The organism is Sphingobium sp. Ant17 (assembly GCF_000588875.1).
Taxonomy (GTDB): domain Bacteria; phylum Pseudomonadota; class Alphaproteobacteria; order Sphingomonadales; family Sphingomonadaceae; genus Sphingobium.
On sequence record NZ_JEMV01000015.1, the window covers coordinates 23,694 to 44,132 of the forward strand.

At 63.6% G+C, this 20,439-nt stretch carries 24 protein-coding genes and 1 pseudogene; 13 read left to right on the top strand and 12 right to left on the bottom strand.

Annotated features, from left to right (window positions below):
- Window position 1 precedes the first annotated feature (1 nt).
- From BF95_RS08815 to BF95_RS08825, 3 genes are all read left to right on the top strand, one after another.
- Window positions 2-409 carry a DoxX family protein gene (locus BF95_RS08815; RefSeq protein ID WP_200866922.1) on the top strand — a complete coding sequence of 136 codons (408 nt, stop codon included), beginning with the start codon at window positions 2-4 and terminating at the stop codon, window positions 407-409.
- 80 nt (window positions 410-489) lie between these two features.
- Window positions 490-2,538: a carbon starvation CstA family protein gene (locus BF95_RS08820; RefSeq protein WP_043150914.1), complete on the top strand. Its 2,049-nt coding sequence runs from the start codon at window positions 490-492 to the stop codon at window positions 2,536-2,538.
- Window positions 2,535-2,720 carry a YbdD/YjiX family protein gene (locus BF95_RS08825; protein WP_043150916.1) on the top strand — a complete coding sequence of 62 codons (186 nt, stop codon included), beginning with the start codon at window positions 2,535-2,537 and terminating at the stop codon, window positions 2,718-2,720. The genes BF95_RS08820 and BF95_RS08825 overlap by 4 nt, the downstream gene beginning before the upstream one ends.
- Window positions 2,721-2,762: 42 nt before the next feature.
- Here the strand turns inward: BF95_RS08825 and BF95_RS08830 are convergent, their stop codons facing one another.
- Window positions 2,763-3,086: a hypothetical protein gene (locus BF95_RS08830; RefSeq protein WP_043150917.1), complete on the bottom strand. Its 324-nt coding sequence runs from the start codon at window positions 3,084-3,086 to the stop codon at window positions 2,763-2,765.
- A 91-nt stretch (window positions 3,087-3,177) separates the two neighbouring features.
- Here BF95_RS08830 and BF95_RS08835 point away from each other — a divergent pair, with 91 nt between their 5' ends.
- Window positions 3,178-4,173 (top strand): IS30 family transposase, encoded by a 996-nt coding sequence (locus tag BF95_RS08835; RefSeq protein ID WP_043150919.1) that lies wholly within the window; start codon window positions 3,178-3,180, stop codon window positions 4,171-4,173.
- Between the two features lie 30 nt (window positions 4,174-4,203).
- Here the strand turns inward: BF95_RS08835 and BF95_RS08840 are convergent, their stop codons facing one another.
- A complete protein-coding gene (locus BF95_RS08840) occupies window positions 4,204-5,121 on the bottom strand; it encodes an XdhC family protein (RefSeq protein WP_043150920.1) in 918 nt (305 codons plus the stop codon).
- A gap of 41 nt (window positions 5,122-5,162) precedes the next feature.
- On the bottom strand, window positions 5,163-5,831 hold the full coding sequence (locus BF95_RS08845) for a S24 family peptidase (RefSeq protein ID WP_043150922.1): 669 nt from the start codon (window positions 5,829-5,831) through the stop codon (window positions 5,163-5,165).
- Between the two features lie 116 nt (window positions 5,832-5,947).
- Here BF95_RS08845 and BF95_RS08850 point away from each other — a divergent pair, with 116 nt between their 5' ends.
- Complete coding sequence (locus tag BF95_RS08850; protein ID WP_043150923.1) at window positions 5,948-6,133, top strand: hypothetical protein; 186 nt, start codon at window positions 5,948-5,950, stop codon at window positions 6,131-6,133.
- Window positions 6,130-6,501: a hypothetical protein gene (locus BF95_RS08855; protein WP_043150926.1), complete on the top strand. Its 372-nt coding sequence runs from the start codon at window positions 6,130-6,132 to the stop codon at window positions 6,499-6,501. The genes BF95_RS08850 and BF95_RS08855 overlap by 4 nt, the downstream gene beginning before the upstream one ends.
- 5 nt (window positions 6,502-6,506) lie before the next feature.
- Here BF95_RS08855 and BF95_RS28935 read toward each other — a convergent pair whose 3' ends face one another.
- From BF95_RS28935 to BF95_RS08865, 3 genes are read right to left on the bottom strand one after another with little or no spacing between them, the layout of a single operon-like run.
- Window positions 6,507-6,938 (bottom strand): hypothetical protein, encoded by a 432-nt coding sequence (locus tag BF95_RS28935; protein WP_235209650.1) that lies wholly within the window; start codon window positions 6,936-6,938, stop codon window positions 6,507-6,509.
- Window positions 6,935-7,432, bottom strand: coding sequence for a hypothetical protein (locus BF95_RS28940; RefSeq protein ID WP_235209651.1), 498 nt, complete (start codon window positions 7,430-7,432; stop codon window positions 6,935-6,937). Before BF95_RS28940 ends, BF95_RS28935 begins: the two co-directional genes overlap by 4 nt.
- 6 nt (window positions 7,433-7,438) lie before the next feature.
- Window positions 7,439-8,683, bottom strand: coding sequence for a TIGR04063 family PEP-CTERM/XrtA system glycosyltransferase (locus BF95_RS08865; RefSeq protein ID WP_043150929.1), 1,245 nt, complete (start codon window positions 8,681-8,683; stop codon window positions 7,439-7,441).
- A gap of 91 nt (window positions 8,684-8,774) precedes the next feature.
- Between BF95_RS08865 and BF95_RS30315 the strand changes: the two genes are divergently transcribed.
- Genes BF95_RS30315 through BF95_RS08875 form a run of 3 tightly spaced genes read left to right on the top strand, consistent with a single transcriptional unit; the run spans window position 8,775 to window position 10,958 of the window.
- Window positions 8,775-8,897: a hypothetical protein gene (locus BF95_RS30315; RefSeq protein WP_268747156.1), complete on the top strand. Its 123-nt coding sequence runs from the start codon at window positions 8,775-8,777 to the stop codon at window positions 8,895-8,897.
- Window positions 8,890-10,254 (top strand): putative O-glycosylation ligase, exosortase A system-associated, encoded by a 1,365-nt coding sequence (locus BF95_RS08870; RefSeq protein WP_043150930.1) that lies wholly within the window; start codon window positions 8,890-8,892, stop codon window positions 10,252-10,254. The genes BF95_RS30315 and BF95_RS08870 overlap by 8 nt, the downstream gene beginning before the upstream one ends.
- The gene (locus tag BF95_RS08875; RefSeq protein ID WP_043150932.1) at window positions 10,251-10,958 is read left to right on the top strand and encodes a hypothetical protein; all 708 of its coding nucleotides are present in this window, start codon (window positions 10,251-10,253) and stop codon (window positions 10,956-10,958) included. Before BF95_RS08870 ends, BF95_RS08875 begins: the two co-directional genes overlap by 4 nt.
- On the opposite strand, the gene BF95_RS08880 is transcribed toward BF95_RS08875, so the two are convergent.
- Entirely contained in the window at window positions 10,918-11,472 is a 555-nt protein-coding gene (locus tag BF95_RS08880) for a type 1 glutamine amidotransferase domain-containing protein (protein ID WP_043150995.1), read from the bottom strand. The genes BF95_RS08875 and BF95_RS08880 overlap by 41 nt on opposite strands.
- Before the next feature lie 102 nt (window positions 11,473-11,574).
- Here BF95_RS08880 and BF95_RS08885 point away from each other — a divergent pair, with 102 nt between their 5' ends.
- Window positions 11,575-12,582: a DNA topoisomerase IB gene (locus tag BF95_RS08885; protein ID WP_043150997.1), complete on the top strand. Its 1,008-nt coding sequence runs from the start codon at window positions 11,575-11,577 to the stop codon at window positions 12,580-12,582.
- 28 nt (window positions 12,583-12,610) lie between these two features.
- Window positions 12,611-13,774, top strand: coding sequence for a mechanosensitive ion channel family protein (locus BF95_RS08890; RefSeq protein ID WP_043150935.1), 1,164 nt, complete (start codon window positions 12,611-12,613; stop codon window positions 13,772-13,774).
- Window positions 13,775-13,789: 15 nt separating this feature from the next.
- On the opposite strand, the gene dgcA is transcribed toward BF95_RS08890, so the two are convergent.
- Window positions 13,790-14,770 carry an N-acetyl-D-Glu racemase DgcA gene (gene dgcA, locus BF95_RS08895; protein WP_043150998.1) on the bottom strand — a complete coding sequence of 327 codons (981 nt, stop codon included), beginning with the start codon at window positions 14,768-14,770 and terminating at the stop codon, window positions 13,790-13,792.
- A 101-nt stretch (window positions 14,771-14,871) separates the two neighbouring features.
- Between dgcA and BF95_RS08900 the strand changes: the two genes are divergently transcribed.
- Both BF95_RS08900 and BF95_RS08905 read left to right on the top strand, forming a co-directional pair.
- Window positions 14,872-16,176, top strand: a complete 1,305-nt coding sequence (locus BF95_RS08900; RefSeq protein ID WP_043150936.1) for a class I SAM-dependent methyltransferase — start codon at window positions 14,872-14,874, stop codon at window positions 16,174-16,176.
- 31 nt (window positions 16,177-16,207) lie between these two features.
- Window positions 16,208-17,994, top strand: a pseudogene (locus BF95_RS08905) (ABC transporter transmembrane domain-containing protein).
- A 21-nt stretch (window positions 17,995-18,015) separates the two neighbouring features.
- Here BF95_RS08905 and BF95_RS08910 read toward each other — a convergent pair.
- The 4 genes from BF95_RS08910 to BF95_RS08925 form a co-directional block, all read right to left on the bottom strand.
- Window positions 18,016-18,345 (bottom strand): PilZ domain-containing protein, encoded by a 330-nt coding sequence (locus BF95_RS08910; RefSeq protein WP_043150999.1) that lies wholly within the window; start codon window positions 18,343-18,345, stop codon window positions 18,016-18,018.
- Window positions 18,346-18,577: 232 nt separating this feature from the next.
- The gene (locus BF95_RS08915; RefSeq protein WP_043150939.1) at window positions 18,578-19,000 is read right to left on the bottom strand and encodes an ExbD/TolR family protein; all 423 of its coding nucleotides are present in this window, start codon (window positions 18,998-19,000) and stop codon (window positions 18,578-18,580) included.
- 48 nt (window positions 19,001-19,048) lie between these two features.
- A complete protein-coding gene (locus BF95_RS08920; protein ID WP_043150941.1) occupies window positions 19,049-19,534 on the bottom strand; it encodes an ExbD/TolR family protein in 486 nt (161 codons plus the stop codon).
- Between the two features lie 101 nt (window positions 19,535-19,635).
- A complete protein-coding gene (locus BF95_RS08925) occupies window positions 19,636-20,406 on the bottom strand; it encodes a MotA/TolQ/ExbB proton channel family protein (RefSeq protein WP_043151001.1) in 771 nt (256 codons plus the stop codon).
- Window positions 20,407-20,439: the final 33 nt, after the last annotated feature.

Consider the following 20,439-nt stretch of genomic DNA (forward strand, 5'->3'; position numbering starts at 1 on the left):
GGTGCAGCGGGACAGCCGCGCCCGGCAGATTGCCCGCATCGTCCTGGCGCTGGCCTATTTCGTGGCAGGCGTGGCGCATTTGCGGTCACCGGATGGCTTCATCGCGATCACGCCCGATTGGGTGCCCTTCCCCGCCACCATCATCTGGCTGACCGGGATGGCGGAAATTGCCGGCGCAGTGGGCTTGATGCTGCCGCCGCTGCGCCGAGCCGCCGGTATCGGGCTGGCGCTCTATGCCTTGTGCGTGTGGCCGGCCAACATCCACCATGCGCTGAGCGACATTCCGCTGGGCGGGGTGCATCTGAGCTGGTGGTATCATGGGCCGCGTTTGGCGTTGCAACCGGTGTTGATCTGGTGGGCCTTGTGGGTTGGCGGCGTCACCGATTGGCCGTTCGCGCGGCGGCGCTGACCTCCTACTATCAGGCGATTGTCTTTTGAGGGCAGCGCCCTACTGTGCGCTCCCCTGACCGACGATCATAAGAGAGAGCGATGACCCGGCACCTCCCCTGGATAGCAATGGCGATCATCGGCGCGGTAGCGCTGAGCGTGGTGGCGGTGTCGCGGGGCGAGGCCGTCAATGCGCTGTGGATCGTGGTCGCGGCGGTCAGCAGTTTCCTGGTCGCCTATCGCTATTATGCGCTGTTCATCGCACGCCATGTGATGCGGCTCGATCCGTCGCGGCCGACGCCCGCCGTGCGCCGCGCCGATGGGCTCGATTATGTCGCAACCGACCGCAGCGTGTTGTTCGGCCATCATTTCGCGGCGATCGCGGGCGCGGGACCGCTCGTCGGCCCAGTGCTGGCGGCGCAGATGGGCTATCTGCCCGGCACACTGTGGATCATCGTCGGCGTCGTGCTGGCGGGCGCGGTGCAGGATTTCATGGTGTTGTTCATCTCCATGCGCCGCGACGGCAAGTCGCTGGGCGAACTGATCCGCATGGAAATGGGCCAATGGGCCGGGACGATCGCGCTGATCGGCGCGTTTATGATCATGGTCATCATCCTCGCGGTGCTGGCGCTGATCGTCGTCAAGGCGCTGGCCGAGAGTCCTTGGGGCATGTTCACGGTCGCGGCGACCGTGCCGCTGGCGATGTTCATGGGCGTCTATACGCGCTGGATCCGGCCGGGCAGGATCGGCGAAGTGTCGCTGCTGGGCCTTGTCGGGCTGCTCGCCGCGATCGTCTATGGGCAGGCGATTGCCGCCTCGCCGGTCTGGGGGCCGATCTTCACCTTTACGCCGGTGCAACTGTGTTGGATTTTGATCGGCTATGGCGCGGTGGCATCGGTGCTGCCGGTGTGGCTGTTGCTGGCGCCGCGCGATTATCTCTCGACTTTCCTTAAGATCGGGGCGATCGCGGCGCTGGCCATCGGCATCGTCATCATGGCCCCGCCGCTCAAAATGCCCGCGCTGACGCAGTTCGTCGACGGCGGCGGGCCGGTGTGGTCGGGCGGCCTCTTCCCCTTCCTGTTCATCACCATCGCCTGCGGCGCGGTGTCCGGTTTCCATGCGCTGATTTCCAGCGGCACCACGCCCAAGCTGATCGCCAGCGAAGCCCATGCGCCGATCATCGGCTATGGCGCGATGCTGATGGAGGCGTTCGTAGCGATCATGGCGCTGGTCGGCGCGTCGATTTTGGACCCCGGCATCTATTTCACGATGAACAGCCCCGGTGCGATCATCGGCACTGATGCGGCGAGCGCATCGGCCGCCGTCACCGCCATGGGCTTCCCGATCTCGGCCGACCTCATCACCCAGACGGCGAAGGATGTCGGCGAGCATAGCATCATTTCGCGCACAGGCGGCGCGCCGACGCTGGCGGTGGCGATGGCGGAAATTTTCAGCCATGTCGTCGGCGGCCCAGCGATGAAGGCCTTCTGGTATCATTTCGCCATCCTATTCGAGGCGCTGTTCATCCTGACCGCGGTGGATGCGGGCACGCGCGCCGGGCGCTTCATGCTGCAGGATTTGATCGCGCTGGCGGTGCCGTCGTTCAAGGAGAGCAAGAGTCATGTGCCGGGCATCGTCGCGACCGCGATGACGGTCGCGGCCTGGGGCTTCTTCCTCTATCAGGGGGTCACCGATCCGCTGGGCGGGGTGAATACGCTGTGGCCGGTCTTCGGTATTTCGAACCAGATGCTGGCGGCAATCGCGCTGATGCTGGCGACGGCCGTGCTGTTCCGCATGAAGCGCGACCGCTTCGCCTGGGTCACGATGATCCCGACCGCCTGGCTGCTGGTCTGCACCCTGTCGGCAGGATGGCTCAAGCTCTTCTCGCCTGACCCTAAGCTCGGCTTCCTGGCCCATGCAGCCAAGTTCGGCGCGGCGGCGGACAAGGGCGAGGTGTTGGCCCCGGCCAAATCGATGGCGGAGATGGAGCGCATCATCTTCAACGACCGGATCGACGCGGCGCTGGTCGCGCTATTCCTCGCGGTGGTCTTGTCGCTGCTGGTCTTCACGATCCGCACCTGCCTCGCCGCGCGCCGCAGCACGGAGCCGACCGCGCAGGAAATCCCCGCGCAACTGGCGCCGACGGCATGAGCGGGTTGCTCGACACGCTGCGCCAGACCGCACGGCTGATGGTGGGGATGCCCGACTATGACGCCTATCTGCGGCATCGCGAGGCGCATCATCCGGGGCAGCCGGTGATGGACCGAACGGCGTTTTTCCGGGACCGGCAGGAAGCGCGCTATGGCGGGAAGAATGGGGGGCGGTGTTGTTAGGGGGGTGAAGCGCCGAATTGCAGACGTTATATTGTTACAGTTTCAGGAGGTAAGGCCCGAGATGCATATCAACGCGAAGGCTCCTGCCAAAAAACAATAGAAGCCAATCGCGAACCAAAAGGCAAAGGGCCGCGCATCACGGTAGATCCAAGGCGTATCTATGAAATTGCGCCAATAAACCTTGCGCTCTTTGACGGCTATACATGCATAAATCGCGAGAGCGATAGACACGCCTGCCCCAAATATGAAGGCGACGATATGTTCTAACGGTTCAGACACATCCGCATGATTAGCATCAAATTCGCTCTTGGTCGAGCGTCGGCTTCCCACCACTTGCAGCCATGCCGGGCTTGACCCGGCATCCATTGGCTCTTGGGTCCGGCGTAATCGAGGGGTCGAGGCTAATGGACCCCTGTGAGTTCACAAACGAAGTGCAACACCTCACACAGGTGCTGCCATGTCGAACTACAGCCAGTTATCGATTGAGGAGCGATGTTCGATTGCCCGGCTTCGCGAAGCCGGGCAATCGATCCGCAAAATCGCTGCAACTCTGGATCGCCAGCCGTCGACCATCGCGCGGGAGTTGAAGCGCAATGCCGGTTCCAAGGTCGGCTACCAACCTGCCTACGCGCAAGCGCAGGCAAATGCCCGGCGCTGGTCAGGGACCAGGCTGGAGCGCGACGATGCCTTGCGCGAGACAATCCTTGATCGCCTCGCCCAAGGCTGGTCACCCGAGCAGGTCGCCGGGCGCCTTGCTCATGAAGCAGGGCGCAAAGTCATCAGTCACGAGACAATCTACCGCTTCGTCTACGCCCAGCTCAAACGCACCAATGACCGGCGATGGCGCTTCTATTTGCCGCGCGCCAAGTACAAGCGCGGCTGGAGAACCAAGGGCGGCTGGCCCCGCTACGCTGACCGCCCATCCATTCACGACCGCGATGAAAACATCGCAAGCAGGCTGGAGGCGGGTCATTGGGAAGCCGATGCCATGCTCTTCTCGATAGCTGGGCAGGCCATTCTCGTCGCCCACGAGAGACATTCACGCCTCACCATCGCCGTGCAGCAGAACAGCCTGAAAGCCGATCCTGTGGCAGCTACCCTTGTCCGGATGCTCCGCCCCATGCCCGCCGATCTGCGACAATCGATCACCTTCGACAACGGAACTGAGTTCAGCCGCCACCAGTTCATTGCTAGCCAACTCGGCCTCAACGCCTACTTCTGCGATCCCCGCGCACCTTGGCAGAAAGGCGGCGTCGAAAACGCCATAGGTCGCCTGCGACGAAATCTACCCCGCAAAACAAACCTCGAAACCTTGCCTGGCAAAGCCATCGACGCCATCATCGCAAACTACAATAACACACCCAGAAAATGCCTCGGCTTCAAAACTCCAGCCGAAACATTCATCCCGTTGCACTTCCAATGTGAATCCACAGCCGGGTCAAGCCCGGCATGACGGCGTGCGGGGAGGCCTCCTTCGCGCCCCTCATCGCATCCGATTGAACCCCGCCACCATGCCGGCCGTGATCGATAGCGCAATCTCCGCGGCGCCGATCGCGCCGATGTCGAGGCCTGCGGGGCCGTCGATGCGGACCAGATCGTTTGGACCGAAGCCTTGTCCCGCCAATCGCTCCAGCCTTGCCGCATGACTTTTGCGCGAGCCGAGCGCCGCGATGTAGCCGGTCGGCGCGCGCAGGGCGGCGGCCAGCGCGGGGTCGTCGATCTTGATGTCGTGGCTGAGCGTGACCACGGCGGTCGATTCGCCGGGGAAGCGCGCGACGATGGCGTCGTCGGGCCAGCGGTCGTCCAGTTCGACGCCAGGGAAGCGTTCGGCGGTCAGGAAGCGGCCGCGCGGGTCAATCAGCACCGGGGCCACGCCGATCGCCTGCGCCAGCGGCACGAGCGACTGGGCGATCTGCACCGCGCCGACGATCAGCAGGCGGCGGGGCGGATCGTAGCGGTTGAGGAACAGTCCCTCCCCGCTCCCTTCCTGCGTCGCGCCGGTCGCCAGGTCGGTCACCAGCGTGACCGCGCGGCCGCGCGCGCTGGCCGTGTCGATCCGGTCGAACAGGTCGGGGGGAAAGCCACCCTCCCCCACCGGCTGGACCAGCACCGCGATCTCGCCGCCGCAGGGCAGGCCGACATCCCACGCATCGCCATCGGCCACGCCATAGGTTTCGACATGCGCCGCGCGGCCTGCGATGACTTCGGCGGCGCGCTGGAGCACGTCGGTTTCGACGCAACCGCCGGAAATGCTGCCTTCGAACCGGCCGTCTTCATGGACGATCATATGGCTGCCGCGCGGGCGCGGGGCCGATCCCCAGGTCGATACCACTGTCGCCAGCGCCAGCCGCGCGCCGTGCCATTCCAAGCCCTTGCGGATCACCGCGCCATTGTCGTTCACACCGATACTCCTTTGGCGCACAGATAGGGTGGCCTCACCACCTACACCAGACGCCTGCCGGTCCAGACGACGCGGCCGACGATGTCCACCAGCGCCGGGTCGATATCGGCCCAGTCGGGATAATGGACATTGTCGCTGACCACGCTGAACCGGCCCCGCAGCGGTCCGATGGCGATCCGCTTGACCATCAGAACGCCGTCGAGCCGCAGCACATAGACGCCATCGCGCAACCGCAGCGCGTCATCATCATGATCGACCATGATGTCATCGCCATCGCTGAGCGTCGGGGCCATCGATTCGCCATCGACGCGGATGATGGACACGCGCTGCGGCCGCACGCCCAGATGCCGCAGCCACTGCGCGTCGAACGCCATGACACCCGCTGCGCGCTCATCCTCATCCAGCGTACCACCGCCCGCCGACGCGCCCAGCGCCAGCCGGGGCACGGCGACCACGGCAGGCAGACTGCGCATCCGAGCGGCGGCGGCTATGGGCACGGCCGCGCCGCCCAGCATCTGTTCGGAGACGCCGAAATAGCGGGCGAGCACACGGCGATCATCCTCGTCCAGTTTGCGCGGTGTCCCGCGCTTGATGAACTGCTGGATATAGGCGGGATTGCGGCCGATCAGGCGGGACAGATCGGCATAATTCTCCCCCCGATCGGCGATCAGCCGTTCCAGCGCGGTGCGAGCGTCCTGCGAGTCATCCATGGACCATCCATTACTGATAAGATTTTTCCTAGACAAGTAGGAAATTGCCTTTGAAATAGGAATATACCTAGCGGTTCGCGAGGGGTGAGTCGCCATGACAGGGGAGATTGAGGCGAATGTTGTTGCGTATGATCGAGAAATTCCTTCGCCAGCACGAGATGCCGCCCACGACCTTCGGGCGGGCGAGCGTGCGCGATCCACGGCTGGTCTTCGACCTGCGTGGCGGTCGCGAGCCGGGCGATCGGATCAAGAGACGGATAGAACATTTCATGAACACGTATCGCAGGAGCGTCGGTCAATGACAAGTATCGATCCGCATTTCGGCGCGGCAAAGCTGGTGCGAAATCAAGCGATAGAAAAAGGTGCGGCCGACCCGCTGCCGCGCCTGCTGGCGCAACTGCTCGCGCGGGCGGGTGACGGTGCGCGCGTCGAGCGGGCAACGAGCCGCCCCTGGGCCAGTGCCTTGTTCGAAGGGCGACGCCATGTCGTGCGGCTGGCAATCGGCGGGGCGGACGCGGCGGCGGACAAGGCGCGCCTGCTCGATGGGCTTAGCGAAGCGCAATGGGTGCTGCCCCGCCATTTCGTCGCCGATATCTGCGTCGATGAGGCGGGCGAGCGCGCCGACGGCCTTTGGGTGGAACTGTCGGCGCTGACGATCGAGGAGTGGTAGGTTTCCTAGCGCGCCCGACCCGTCATGCTGCGCAGGGTGCAGAGCGCCGCGCGCAATGCGGCGTCAGTGTCGGTGTCGGGCGTCGCGCGCACCGGCACCGGCGTGGCGGGCGGCATATCGGCGAGCACCCGGATGCCATCATTGGGCACGGCGCGGCGACGGTGCGTCAGCCCCCGTTCCAGCCGCTCGGTCAGTTGGCCGACCGTAAGGCCATGGGTCGAGGGCAGCGGTGCGGGACTTGGCGCGGGCGCAGGGGACGCTTTGGCTTCGACGATCGGCGCGGGCTCCCCAGTTTCCGGCTCGGCCGCTGGTGCGGGAGGGCGCAGAAAGGCGGGTTGCGGCAGATCGGCCTCCGCGCCCGCCAATGGCGCAGCAGGCAAAGGAAAATCGGGCATTGGCCGGATTGCAGGCGCGTCCACCGCCCCATGCGCCATCATTCCGCGCGTCCCGATTCGGGCCGCGCGAAAATATCGACGCCGTTCAGATCGCGACTGGCAAAGATCGGCGCACGCGCCGGGGCGTCGGGGTGGGCGTCGGCACGGCGTAGCGTCGGCGGCGCGCCGTCGATCGATTCAATGGAACGGCCCCGTGCCAAAGCGGCCCATTTGGAAAATGCGAAACCCATTTTACGTGCTCCCTTGGCGCGTTTGACGCGCGGCTTCTCTTCAATTGCTTCGGCCGCCACGGTTACGTCGCGCCGCATCGTCAATATGATCCCCACCACCATTATAGCGGCGAACAGGGCGATCAGCAGGCGGGCCTTGAGGCCCAGTGGCGGCGCGGCGGCGGGCAGCGCTTCGCTCAGCCCACTCGATGCCACCAGCATTTCGATCAGGCCCACCGGGGTCAGAATCACGGCCAGCGCAGCGACGATGCCGCCCAGCGCCGCCATGACCATGGTCCGATCAGGTCTTGACCGTTCCGTCTTCATGGCCGGTCAGGCCGCCGCTCGCGCGCCAACGGGGCACGCCAACAGCCGTTGATAGACGGGTTCATACCGCAGGATATTCGCCGACCAGTTGCGTTCGCGCTCGACAAAGGCGCGCGCCACGACGCGGCGCTCGTCCCACGGCGCGCGATCGGCAAGCAGGTCTGCCAGAGCGCGGGCGATGCTTGCCGGATCGTCGGGTGCAAAGAGCGTGCCGGTGACGCCATCCTCGATCAGTTCGCGATGCCCCCCGACGCTCGACGCGGCGACGAGTCGTCCCTGCGCCATCGCTTCCAAAGGCTTGAGCGGCGTCACCAGGTCGGTAAGCCGCATCGCCTTGCGCGGGTAGGCGAGGATGTCGACCTGCGCATAATAATGTTCGACCTTGTCGTGCGGCACGCGGCCGACGAAGACGATATGATCGGCAAAGGGCGACGCCATCGCTTGTTCGCGCAACGCCGATTCGCGCGGGCCACCGCCCACCAGCAACAGCTTCGCCCTGGGCCGGGCGCGCACGAGTCGCGGCATTGCGGCGATCAGGTCGTCCAAACCTTCATAATCGTAGAAGCTGCCAATGAAGCCGATCACATCGGCTCCCTGCAGTCCCAGCTTCGCCGCCAGCGCGGGATCGCGCGGGACGGGGTCGCCGAACTGTTCCATGTCGACGCCATTGGGCGACACGATGATCTTGGCCGGATCGATGCCGCGCGCGATCAAGTCGCCCCGCAGTCCGTCGCAGATCACCGCGACCGCATCGGCGGCGCGCACGGCATGGGTTTCTAGCTGGCGGGTGAGCCAATAACGCGGACTGCCCTCCGTTCCGGTTCCGTTGCCGACTGCAGCATCTTCCCAAAAAGCGCGGATTTCATAGATTATCGGGATGCCATGCCGCTTGGCGACGCGCTGCGCCGCGATGGCGTTGAGCACTGGCGAATGGGCGTGGATGATGTCGGGTCGCCAGTCGCGCACCAGCGATTCAATCGCGTCGGCATGGGCGGCGATATCGCGCCATTCGCGAATCAGCGCGTTGCCGGTCGCGGGTTGCCCCGGCGTGCGGTGGAAATGGAGGCCATCTACCTCCTCTTCCAGCAGCGCCGTGCCGTCCAGCGGCTTTGGCGCGACATGGCGATGGCCGGTGATGCCACGCACCGCCCAGCCCTTCGCCATCTGCGCGCGCAGGATCGCACGGGTCCGAAAGGTGTAGCCGCTGTGGAGCGGGAGGCTGTGGTCCAGCACATGAAGGATGCGAGTCATAGCCAGCCCTGTTTGCCGGAAAAGGTTTAACGCCCCGTCAACTCTGTCTTGCTAGGAGAATCACGCGACTACCGGGAACCTTAAAAACGCCATGATCGACACTTTATCCCTGCTGGTCAGTCATGGCGTTATCCTGCTGGCGGCATGGCGGCTCTTGTCGCGCCCGGACCTCGACCGCGATCCTGCGCCGGAGAGCGAGACGGGCGATGCGTGACCTGTTCTTCCTCGCCTTTCTGGGCGTATTCTTTCTGATGGGGTTTCGGCGGCCGTTCCTGCTGGTTGCGGTCTATGCCTATATCGATATCGTCTCACCCCAGCGTTTGTCCTATTTCCTGCTTAATTCTATTCCCATCTCCTTCATTGCCTTTGGCGCGATGGTGGGTGCCTGGCTGGTGATGGACGACAAGAAGGATTGCCGATTCTCGGCGCGACAGGCGCTGATGCTCGTGCTGCTCGCCTGGTGCGGCTACACGACCATGACCGCCGATTTCCCGGTCGAGGCGCTGACCAAATGGAATTGGGTATGGAAGGCGATCATCGCGGGCGTGTTCCTGCCGCTGGTGCTGCGCACCCGGTTGCGAATCGAGGCGATGACCGTCTTCATGATCCTGTGCGCCAGTACGATCATCATCAATGGCGGCCTTAAGACCGCCTTGTCGGGCGGCGGCTATGGCGTGCTCAACCTGATGGTCGACAATAATAGCGGTCTGTATGAAGGCTCCATCATCAGTTGCGTCGCCATCTCGCTGATCCCGCTGATCCTGTGGCTGACCAAACATGGCACCATCTTTCCACCTGACTGGAAAGTGAAGGCATTCTGCTATTGCCTGTGCCTTGCCTGCCTGTTGATGCCGATCGGCACCGAAGCGCGCACCGGGCTGGTCTGTATCGTGGTCCTTGCGGGGCTGATGCTGATGCGCTCGCCCCGGCGCTTCGTCTATGGGCCGCTGATGCTGCTGGCGGCGTTGGTATCCATCCCCTTCCTGCCCGCCAGCTTCACGCAGCGGATGCAGACGATCGAAAATCATCAGGGCGACGAAAGCGCCTCCACCCGCGTCGCGGTGTGGATGTGGACGCTCGACTATATAAAGGATCATCCAGGCGGCGGCGGCTTCGACAATTATCTGCAGAACAGCTTCACCTATGTCGCGCGCAGTACGGTCAGCGACAGCGGCGGCAGTCGGTTGGAAACCCGCATCGTCACCGACAAGGGTCGGGCCTATCATAGTGCCTATTTCGAACTGCTGGGCGAGCAGGGCTATTTCGGCTTTGCGGTCTGGGCGTTGATCCACCTCATCTGCTTCATCCGCACCGAATCGATCCGCCGCTTCTACCGCAAGCGTGACGGGCCGCAGGAGGCGTGGATTTCGCCCTTCGCGCTCGCGCTGCAACAGGGGCATATCATCTACATGATCGGATCGCTGTTCGTCGGAATCGCTTATCAGCCCTTCATCTTCATGATGCTGGCGCTTCAAATCGGCCTCGACACCTATCTGACCCGCAAGCGCAAGACGGCGGCTCAGGAGAATTTGGCCGCAGCACTGGTCGCGCGACAGGGCGTTCCGGCGTGAGCGGAGAATTGCGGGCACTCGGTCTGGTGCATGGGTTGATGCTGGGGCTGCTGCTGGCGTCGCCGATGATTGCGCCGGGGCTTTTTTCGGCGGGTGTCGGCGCGCTGTTCGTCATGGGCGGGTTTCAGTTGCGGCTGGCGGATCGACGCGGCGACAGGCGCGGCGGCGTGGGACATTGGGTCAGCCATATTCGCATGGCCCCGCGACGGCTGATCCCCTGGGGCGCGACGGCGACCGTGGCGCTGATCGCGCGGCGGCCGGACCAGGCGCAGGCAATCGTGCTGGCAGCGTTGATATGCGAACTACTACTCTATCCACTGATCGCCCCAGCGATGGCGCGGCTCACGCGCGGCGGGGTCGTGGCGTTCGTGGCGCTGATGTTGCCATTATGCGGGGCGGACGATGGCACATTGCGGTATGCGAGCGCTTTCCTGATCGGCGTGGGTGGATGCGTCTTCTGGCTGCGCGGACCCGATGGCGATGGCCGGGCCTTGGGATGGGCGGTCGCCGGGCTAGGTAGCGCCATGCTGATCGCCATCCCCTTGCCTCAAGCGCGTCCCTTCGCGCTGATTGGCGGGACGTTATGCGCGACGCTAGCGCTCGCGCATTTGTCGGTGCTGCGCCGCCGCCCGGTGCCGTGGCACGGCGGCGGCGACGCATCGGTCAGGCCGCTACGCTGGCACCTTCGGTCACGGCCTTCGTAAAGGCGTCGACAAAGGCGGGGATATCGTCGGGATTGCGGCTGGTGATGATGTTGCCGTCGATCGCGACGGGCCGGTCGACGACGGTGCCCCCGGCGTTGGTCAAATCGGTGCGCAATGAGGGCCAGGACGTCACGGTACGCCCATCGACAACGCCTGCCTCAATGAGCAGCCAGGGACCATGGCATATGGCGGCGACGGGCTTGCCCGCCTCGGCAAAGGCGCGGATGAGGGCGATCGCTTTGTCATTCACCCGCAATGTATCAGGATTGGCAACGCCGCCGGGCAGGATCAGCCCGTCATAATCGTCCATGGACACGGCATCGAGCGTGATGTCGGGGGTGATGGTGTCGCCCTTCTCGTCATGCTTCATACCCTGGATCGGATCACTCTCGGGCGAGGCCAGGGTCACCTTGGCACCGGCTTTCATCAGTATGTCGCGCGGATCGAACAGTTCGGATTGTTCGAAGCCGTCAGTCGCGATGATGAGAATATGGCTGTTTTCGATGGTCGACATGGTCGTCTCCTTCATGGGGGAATGGTCGCTGAACGGGTCGGAGCCACCATGGTTGCGGAACGAAGCGACGAACGACGGGTTTGGGGAGACGAGAAGGACGATATGCCCCATTCCTCTATAGTTCACGCCAATGACAGCACCCCCGGTATCACGCGGCGCGCGCTGAAACGGGGTTGGGCCTATCGCGATGTCGATGGCGCGCGGATCACCGACCGGAACGAGATCGACCGGCTGAACGCAATCGCCCTGCCGCCTGCCTATCGCGACTGCTGGTTCTGCCCCTCCCCCTATGGCCATATCCAAGCGACTGGCTATGACGATAAGGGGCGCAAACAATATCGCTATCACCTCGATTTCCGGGCCGCGCGCGAAGCGGAGAAATATGCAGGATGCCCCAATTTCGGTCGCGCCCTGCCCAAATTGCGCGCCCGGCTGGAGGCGGACCTGTCGAAGCGCGGATTGCGCAAGGATCGCACCATCGCTGCGGTCATCCGCCTGCTCGACCTCGCCAAGTTGCGCGTCGGCAATGAACATTATGCCACGACCAACAAGAGTTTCGGCGCGACAACGCTCCGCCGCCGTCACCTTGACCTTAGCGGCAAGTCGCTGACGCTGCGCTATCGCGCCAAGTCGGGCAAGCAGCAGCAATTGACCGTGACCGACAGCCGCCTGCTGCGCTTCGTGCGGCAGGTGCAGGATCTGCCAGGCCAGCACCTGTTCCAATATCTGCATGAGGAGGGCGAGGCACGGCCGATCACGTCGGGCGACGTCAACGCCTATATCGCCGATGCCATGGGCGGGCCGTTCACCGCCAAGCATTTCCGCACCTGGGGTGCGTCGACTATTGCCTTTGAAACGCTGGCGGCCGGGCATGTGTCATTGAAGGAAATGATCGACCCGGTAGCGCTGGCGTTGGGGAATACCCCCGCGATCAGCCGTAAATCCTATATCCATCCCGCGCTTATCGCCCTATGTAAGGAGGGGCAGGATGATTGGCGCGAGGGGCTTCGCCTTCCACGCCGCACCCGCTATCTTTCGCGAGAGGAACGCGGCCTGATCGCTTTTCTCGATGCCTTGGAGGCTTGCGCCCCGCTTGCGGCGGCCGCCTGAACCACGCTCACCAAGACTATAGGACAGCATGGCTATTATCAAAAACTCCGCCGTTTCGACCATAACCGTGCCTGCGCCCAATTTAGGCGCGATGTGGCGATCGACCAGCGACTGGCTGGCGATGCATTATATTCAGATATTGATCGCGCTCGGTGTGGGCATTGCGATCTATCTGACGCTGACCGCGCTGCGGGGTATCGGGAAACGGCACAAAGGGAATCGCGGCGATCCGCTGGGGTACACCAATGTACTGGGTAGGGCCGCTGCGCGCACGACCCATTTCTTCATGGTTATGGTTTCGGCACGGCTGGTCGTTGGCTATGCCGATGCGCCTGCCCCCCTCTACAAGACGATTGCCTTCCTCTTCACCATCGCTGCCGTACTGCAATCCGCCTTGTGGGCGCGCGAAATCATATTGGGGCTGATCGAGCGCAAGACGCTGGCGGAGGATGGCGGCGGCGAAACGCTGGCCAATGCGATGGGCCTTATCCGCATCTTGGTGAGCTTTGCCCTGTTCGCCGTGGCCACGATCGTCGTGCTCGATAATCTGGGGGTCAACGTCACCGGTCTGGTCGCCGGTCTGGGCATTGGCGGCATCGCCATCGGCTTGGCGGCGCAAGGCATATTCTCCGACCTGTTCGCAGCGCTGTCGATCATCTTCGACAAGCCGTTTCGCCGGGGGGAGACGATCAATTATGACCAGACGACCGCCACGGTGGAAAAGATCGGCCTCAAATCCACCCGGCTGCGCGCACTGACGGGCGAGAAGAAGGTTATTTCCAACGCCAATCTGCTGCAAAAGGAAATTACCAGCTATTTCACGCTGGACCATCGCCGGATCAAGTTCGCGATCGGCGTCATCTATCAGACCCCACCGGATGTGGCCGAGCAGATCCCGGATATATTGAAAGCGATCATCACCGATCTGGGCGGGAATTTCGTGCGATCCGGCTTCATCGGATTCGGCGCGTCCAGTCTGGATTTCGAGGTCGAGTTCGACGTCTATCTGCCCGACTGGGACTCTATTTACGTCATTCGCCACAAAGTGGGCCTTGCCATCCTGCGCCAGTTCAACGAGCGCGGGATTGAATTCGCCTACCCGACCCAGACCAGCTTCACGGCTGCGCCGGACGGACGGATGGTTTTACCCTATCCAGATGTTCAGACCGTGCGGCAGGTCGAGACGGGATAAAGCCGACAGGGCGGATCAGCCCAAACCCCATAGCGTGCCGGGTTGTAGCAGTCCTTCCTGCAAGACGCAGGCGCCAGGGCGATCACGGGCGAGCAGCAACGCCCCGTCCAGGTCGATCCAGTCTGCCCCCTGCGCCACCAGCGCGGCGGGTGCGATGCCCAGTGACGTACCGAGCATGCAGCCGACCATCAGCCGGAAGCCGCGCTCTTTCGCCTCGCGCGCCAGAGCGAGGGCTTCGGTCAGCCCACCCGCCTTGTCGAGCTTGATATTCACCGCGTCGAAATCGCCCAGTCGGTCGAGATCGGCACGGGTGTGACAGCTTTCGTCGGCGCACAACGGCAGGGGGGCGTGAACACCCGCGAGCCGTGTTTCCTCACCATGGACCACTGGCTGTTCGACCATCTCCACCCCCAGAGCGGCCAGAGCGGCCGCTTCGGCAGCGATATCGCGATCATGCCAGCTTTCATTGGCATCGACGATCAGCCGCGCGGTGGGTGCGCCGCGTCGCACGGCAGCGACCCGGTCGCGGTCCCCCTCGCCCGTCAGCTTGCATTTGAGTAGCGCGAAGCCGCGTGCCGCCGCCGACCGCGCATCGGCCTCCATCTGATCGGGATCACCCAGACTGATGGTGAAGGCTGTCGGCAAAGGCGCAGGCGCAGGCGCTGCCAGTCCCGCCAGTTGCCAAACCGGGACGCCCGCCTGCTTCGCCGCCAAGTCCCACAAGGCGCAGTCGAGCGCATTGCGCGCCGCGCCGCGTGGCATGGCGGTCAGCAAGGCTTCGCGGTCCAGCGGTCCGGTATAGGCTCGCAAGGCCGCGACGCAGCCTTCCGCGCTTTCGCCCTCATAATAGATGGCCGTGCCTTCGCCTTGGCCGAAATGGGTGCCGTCGCCCACGGTGCAAACAACGACATCAACATGGGTCTTTGCCCCCCGACTGATGACGAACGCCCCGGCCACAGGCCAGCGTTCAGCGGTCGCGGACACTATACGGATCATCGTGCTTTCCTGCGTCATCGGTTGACCATGAACGAGACCGTCATATGAGCGAAACATAAAGTCCGGCATAGTCCTGCGATTCAACAAGGAGCCTATTTTCCGTGACATCCCGCGACCTGACCGGTTTCCTGCCTCTGAACGAAGCCAACACGGCACACAGCGACTGGCCCCGCCGCCTGTCGGACATGGCATGGCGCATCGGCTTTGGCGCCATCGGCTGGCCTTGGCTGCTTGCCAGCCTGTCTGGCGGACGCCCGGCGGACAAGCGCGCGTTGCTGGACGAGTTGGGCCTGCCCCATGATGCGCTGCCACATCTGGGCAGTTGGAAGGCCGATGTCGGCTTTCTGCGGCATATCGTGCGGGAGATTGCCCGGGTGCGGCCCGCCCATGTGGTGGAACTGGGTGCGGGCGCTTCCTCGCTGATCGCGGCGCGGGCGTTGCAATTGCATGGTGGTGGGCGCTTGCACAGTTTCGACCAACATGGCGGCTTCGTCGACGCGACGCGGCAATGGCTGGGCGATCATGCGATCGATGCCGACATCCGCCATGCGCCACTGACGCATGAAAGCGCGGATTGGCCCGGTCGCTGGTATGCGCTGGAGGATGTGCCCGAGCGCATCGACCTGATCATCATCGACGGTCCACCGTGGAGTGTGCATCCACTGGTGCGGGGCGCGGCGGACAGCCTGTTCGCACGATTGTCGCCCAATGGCGTGGTGTTGCTGGACGATGCCGCGCGCCCCGGCGAACGGATCGTCGCGCGGCGCTGGCGCGAGCGCTGGCCGCATATCGACTTTCGCCTGATGCATGACGGGACGAAAGGCACCCTGGTCGGCCGCCGCCGCGACCTGACAGCGCCGGTTGCCAATGATAATGACGATGGACGGTCGTGGCGGCACATGCGCCGTGCGGCGGCGATCGCCGCGCTCCTGGGCATCGGCTGGATCGCGCGGGGCGAATTGGGGGAATTTCCCCAGAGCGCGCAGGCGAGCAGTTTTCTCGATGAAGCGGCGGCTTCGCGCCGCGCCGGGCTGTTGCGACAGGACATGGCTTCCCAGGTCGAAAGCGCGACCTTCGACCCGGCGGAAATCGAGCGGTCGACCGGGATTGTCCTGCCCCTTTTGCCCGGCGACTGGCGCGTGACCGACGTGCAGCTTTTCCCTACGAGCGACAGCCCCGCCATAGCGATGACGATCGTGACGCCCAAGGACGAAACGCTATCGCTCTTTGCCGATCGGGCCGAGACGCCCGCCGAAGCCACGCCGCTGGTCGCACGCCGCGCCGATGAAGTGGTCGCCTATTGGGAAGTCGGCACCATGGCCTATGCATTGACGGGCCGGGGCGATACACGCCGCGTCCTGCAACTGGCTGGCACCATCGCACCCATGGGCCGGACGCCCCATTGAGGCTTTAGGGGCAGCCTGCTAAGCGCCGCGCATGGAGGATGCCCCGCACACCACCGCCCGCGCCGACGCGCGCCCCGCCCTTGGCAGCCTGGCGATGCTGTGGCGGTTTGCGCGCCATTATCCAGGACGGATCGCCGGGGCATTGGCCGCCTTGATCGTGTCGTCAGCGGCGACCTTGGGTATCCCAAGCGGCTTTCGCCTGGTGATCGACAAGGGGTTCATGGGCGGCGGGGACATCAGTCGCTGGTTCGAATATCTGCTGCTGATCGTGATCATCCTCGCGCTGGCGAGCGCGCTGCGCTTCTATTTCGTGTCCTGGCTGGGCGAACGGGTCGTCGCCGATATTCGCAGCGCCACGCAAGCCAATCTGCTGCGGCAGGCACCACGCTTCTTCGAGGAAAATCGTCCGTCCGAAATCGCATCGCGCATGACCGCGGACACCGCCATCGTCGAGCAGGTGGTCGGATCGACCGTCTCGGTCGCACTGCGCAATCTGGTGACGGGCGTGGGTGGCCTCCTGTATCTATTCGCTCTGGCCCCCAAGCTCGCCGCATTGCTGTTGCTGGGTATTCCGGTCATCCTGGCGGTGCTCATAGGCCTGGGCCGCAAGGTGCGCGGCCTGTCGCGCGCGAGCCAGGACCGGTTGGCCGATGTCGGCAGCGTCACCAGCGAAGTGCTGGGCGCGATGAAGATCGTCCAGGCCTTTGGCCAGGAAGCGCGCGAGGCGATGCGCTTCGACGCCACCGTCCAGGCGGGTTTTGCGACCGCGCGCCGCCGGATCGCCCTGCGCGCGATCATGACGCAGTGGTGATCGCTTTGGTGTTCGGATCGATCACCGCCGTCATGTGGCAGGGCGCGTTGGACGTGGCGGCGGGGCGGCTGTCGGGCGGAAGCATCGCGGCGTTCGTGCTGACCGGCGGGCTGGTCGCCGGTGCGTTCGGGTCGTTGTCGGAAAGCTGGGGCGACCTGCTGCGCGGCGCGGGGGCAGCAAGCCGCCTGCATGAGCTAATGAGCGCCACGCCGGATATTCTGCCGCCTGCCGTGCCCCTGCCCATCCCGGTGACCAGCAATGGCGCGCGCCTGACCTTCACCGACGTCCATTTCCATTATCCGACCCGGCCCGACCAGGCTGCGCTGAATGGAGTGTCGCTGGACATTGCGCCGGGGGAAACCGTGGCGGTCGTAGGTCCGTCGGGCGCAGGCAAGACGACGTTGATCCAATTGGCGCAGCGCTTCTACGATCCCGACCAGGGCGTCGTTCGGTTGAATGGCGTGGCCCTGCCCGATGCCGACCCCGCCGCTGCCCGCGCGATGATGGCGATAGTGCCGCAGGACAGCGTGATCTTCGCCGCCTCCGCCCGCGATAATCTACGCTACGGCCATTGGGACGCGAGCGACGCGCAGATATGGGACGCCGCCCGCGCCGCCAATGCGGAGAGCTTCCTGCGCGCCTTGCCGCAGGGGCTCGACACATTCATGGGCGAAGGCGGCGCGCGCCTGTCGGGCGGACAGCGTCAACGGCTCTCGATCGCCCGTGCGCTGCTGCGCGATGCGCCGATCCTGTTGCTGGACGAAGCGACATCGGCGCTCGACGCGGAGTCCGAACGGCTGGTGCAGGACGCGTTGGGACGGCTGATCCAGGGACGGACGACGATCGTCATTGCCCATCGCCTTGCCACTATCCGGGCGGCCGACCGGATCATCGTGATGGATGAGGGCCGGATCGTCGAACAGGGCGATCACGCCGCGCTGGTGGCGCAAGACGGGCTTTATGCGCGCCTCGCCAGCCTGCAATTTCAAGATACGCCCGCGGCCTGACCAGGCAACACGGCCATCGCTTCACGTTCGGACGCTGGCCTCGTGCAGCTTCACGACATGATCCAATATGGCGGGATGGAGCGGCTGTTCGAAAGCGCACCCCGCCTCGTGGCCGCGCGTCCAGAGTATCCGCGCACGACGCCCCTCGAAACTTGGCAGCATGATCCACAATTCGCCGCCGGGCAGGAGTTTCATGAAGCTTTGCAGGCGAAATCCGGAGACGGACAGATCCGCAATTGCGCTTTTGACCCAGGTTTCACCGGGACGTCGGACCTTCACGCTGATCCGCACATGACGGCGTTCGGCGGCGCGTGCCTTCTGGCTGGCTTGATTTGGTCGGTCGATACCCATGGTGTGCGCTTCATTCCATCCAGACACCATTGTCGTGGATTGAGGTAAGGAAACGGTTAAATTCTCGATCTTCTGAGCGTAGGCACTCCGCCTTGACGGCCGTATAGGAACAAAAAAGGGGCCGCCCAACGGCGACCCCTTGATAGTCCGGCATAGTCATAAAGCCTGTCCTCAATCCCCGGCCCGCCAAAACGGGAAGCCCTGATCCAGGCAAGGAAAGAAGGATCAGCCTTTAGAAATTGCCATATTGTTCATTGCCGACGAAACCCAATTTGGTGACGCCCGCCCGCTTGATCTCCGCCAGCACTTCATCAACGGTCACATAGCGGGTCTGCGCATTCGGCTGGAACTGAAGTTCCGGCTCGACGGGCAGACGCAGCGACTGTTGCAGATACTGGCGCAAGGTCAGCAGGTCGATAGGCGCGCCGTTCCAAGTGATGATCCCGGCTGCGTCGATCGCAACCTTGTTCTTCACCGGATCAACCATGGGGGCGTCGCTTGTCGAATTCTGCGGCAGGTCGATCTTCACCGCATGGGTTTGGATCGGGATGGTGATGATGAACATGATGAGGAGCACGAGCATGACGTCGATCAACGGCGTCGTGTTCATTTCCATCATCGGTTCGCCATCGTCGTTACCGGCGCTCATTGCCATGGGGCGTACTCCTAGAAATCACTTGCCTGTCGATATTACGAGCGACAGTTACATACGAACATTGTTCTGGCCCGGTTCAGGCTCGGAAATGAAGCCCACCCGCGGGAAACCAGCGCGCTGCATCGTGTAGATCGTACCACCAATGCACCGATAAGGCGTATTGATGTCGCCGCGGATATGCACTTCGGGCAGATCCTCAGGCGTCATATTTTCGATGCCGCCCACCTTCTTGATGTCCGCTTCCAGCTTGGCAACGGCACGGTTGAGCAGGTCTTCGGAATTGACCTTCGTCATATTCCAATACACCGCACAGCTGCCGTCTTCTGCTGGCATGATGGACAGCGAAACGTTTTCCGGCTTGGTCGTCGTCGGTTCGAACCGGACCTTGGGAAGATCGAGATCGACCGTCTGAAGCACGACAGGGACGGCGATCAGGAAGATGATGAGAAGCACCAGCATGACGTCGACGAGCGGCGTCGTGTTGATATCTGTGATCGGCTTTTCTTCGCCGGAGCCACCAACGCTCATTGCCATTGATCAGTATCCTAACATGTCTGTCATTTTAGACCGCAAACGACGAGCGGGCGGTCTTGGGAGCCGAAGATGCGCGATGCATTCCCGGCTCCCATCCTTGATCAGGCCTTGGTGGCGGTCGCAGGAACCGGCTTGCCAACCTGGGCAGGAGCAGGCGAACCGACAACCGGCTTCACCGCACCGTTCGAGACCATGTAACCCAGCAGATCGGTCGAGAAGGACGAGAGATCCTCGGCGATCGCCTTGTTGCGGCGCTGCAGGAAGTTGTAGGCGAGAACGGCAGGAACCGCGACGACCAGACCCAGAGCGGTCATGATCAGCGCTTCACCAACGGGACCGGCGACGGCGTCGATCGATGCCTGACCCGAAGCACCGATCTTGATCAGCGCGCGGTAGATACCGATAACCGTACCGAACAGACCGACGAACGGCGAGGTCGAACCAACGGTCGCGAGGAAAGCGAGACCGCCGCCCAGCTTCCAGTTGATGGCGTTTTCCGAACGCGCCAGCGAACCGTGCAGCCAGTCATGGGCTTCAACGGGATCGGTCAGCTTGCTGTGCTGTTCCTGCGCGGCGATGCCATCATCGACGAGCTGCTTGTAGGCGCTGTTCTTTTCCAGCTTGGCGACGCCTTCCTTGAGGCTGTTCGAACGCCAGAAAGTCGTACGGACCTTCTTATACTGGTTGATGACCTTCTGCTGTTCGATCAGCTTCGTGAACAGAACATAGAAGGTGCCGACCGACATGCCGACCAGGATGATGAACACGGTCCAGGCGATGATGCCGCCCTGTTCGAGGGCTTCCATAAGGCCATAGGGGTTCGCGGCTTCCGCAGCGGGTGCGGCAGCGGCCGCAATGATGGAGTTCAACATGATCAAGACTTCCCTCTCAATGAGATCAAGCGA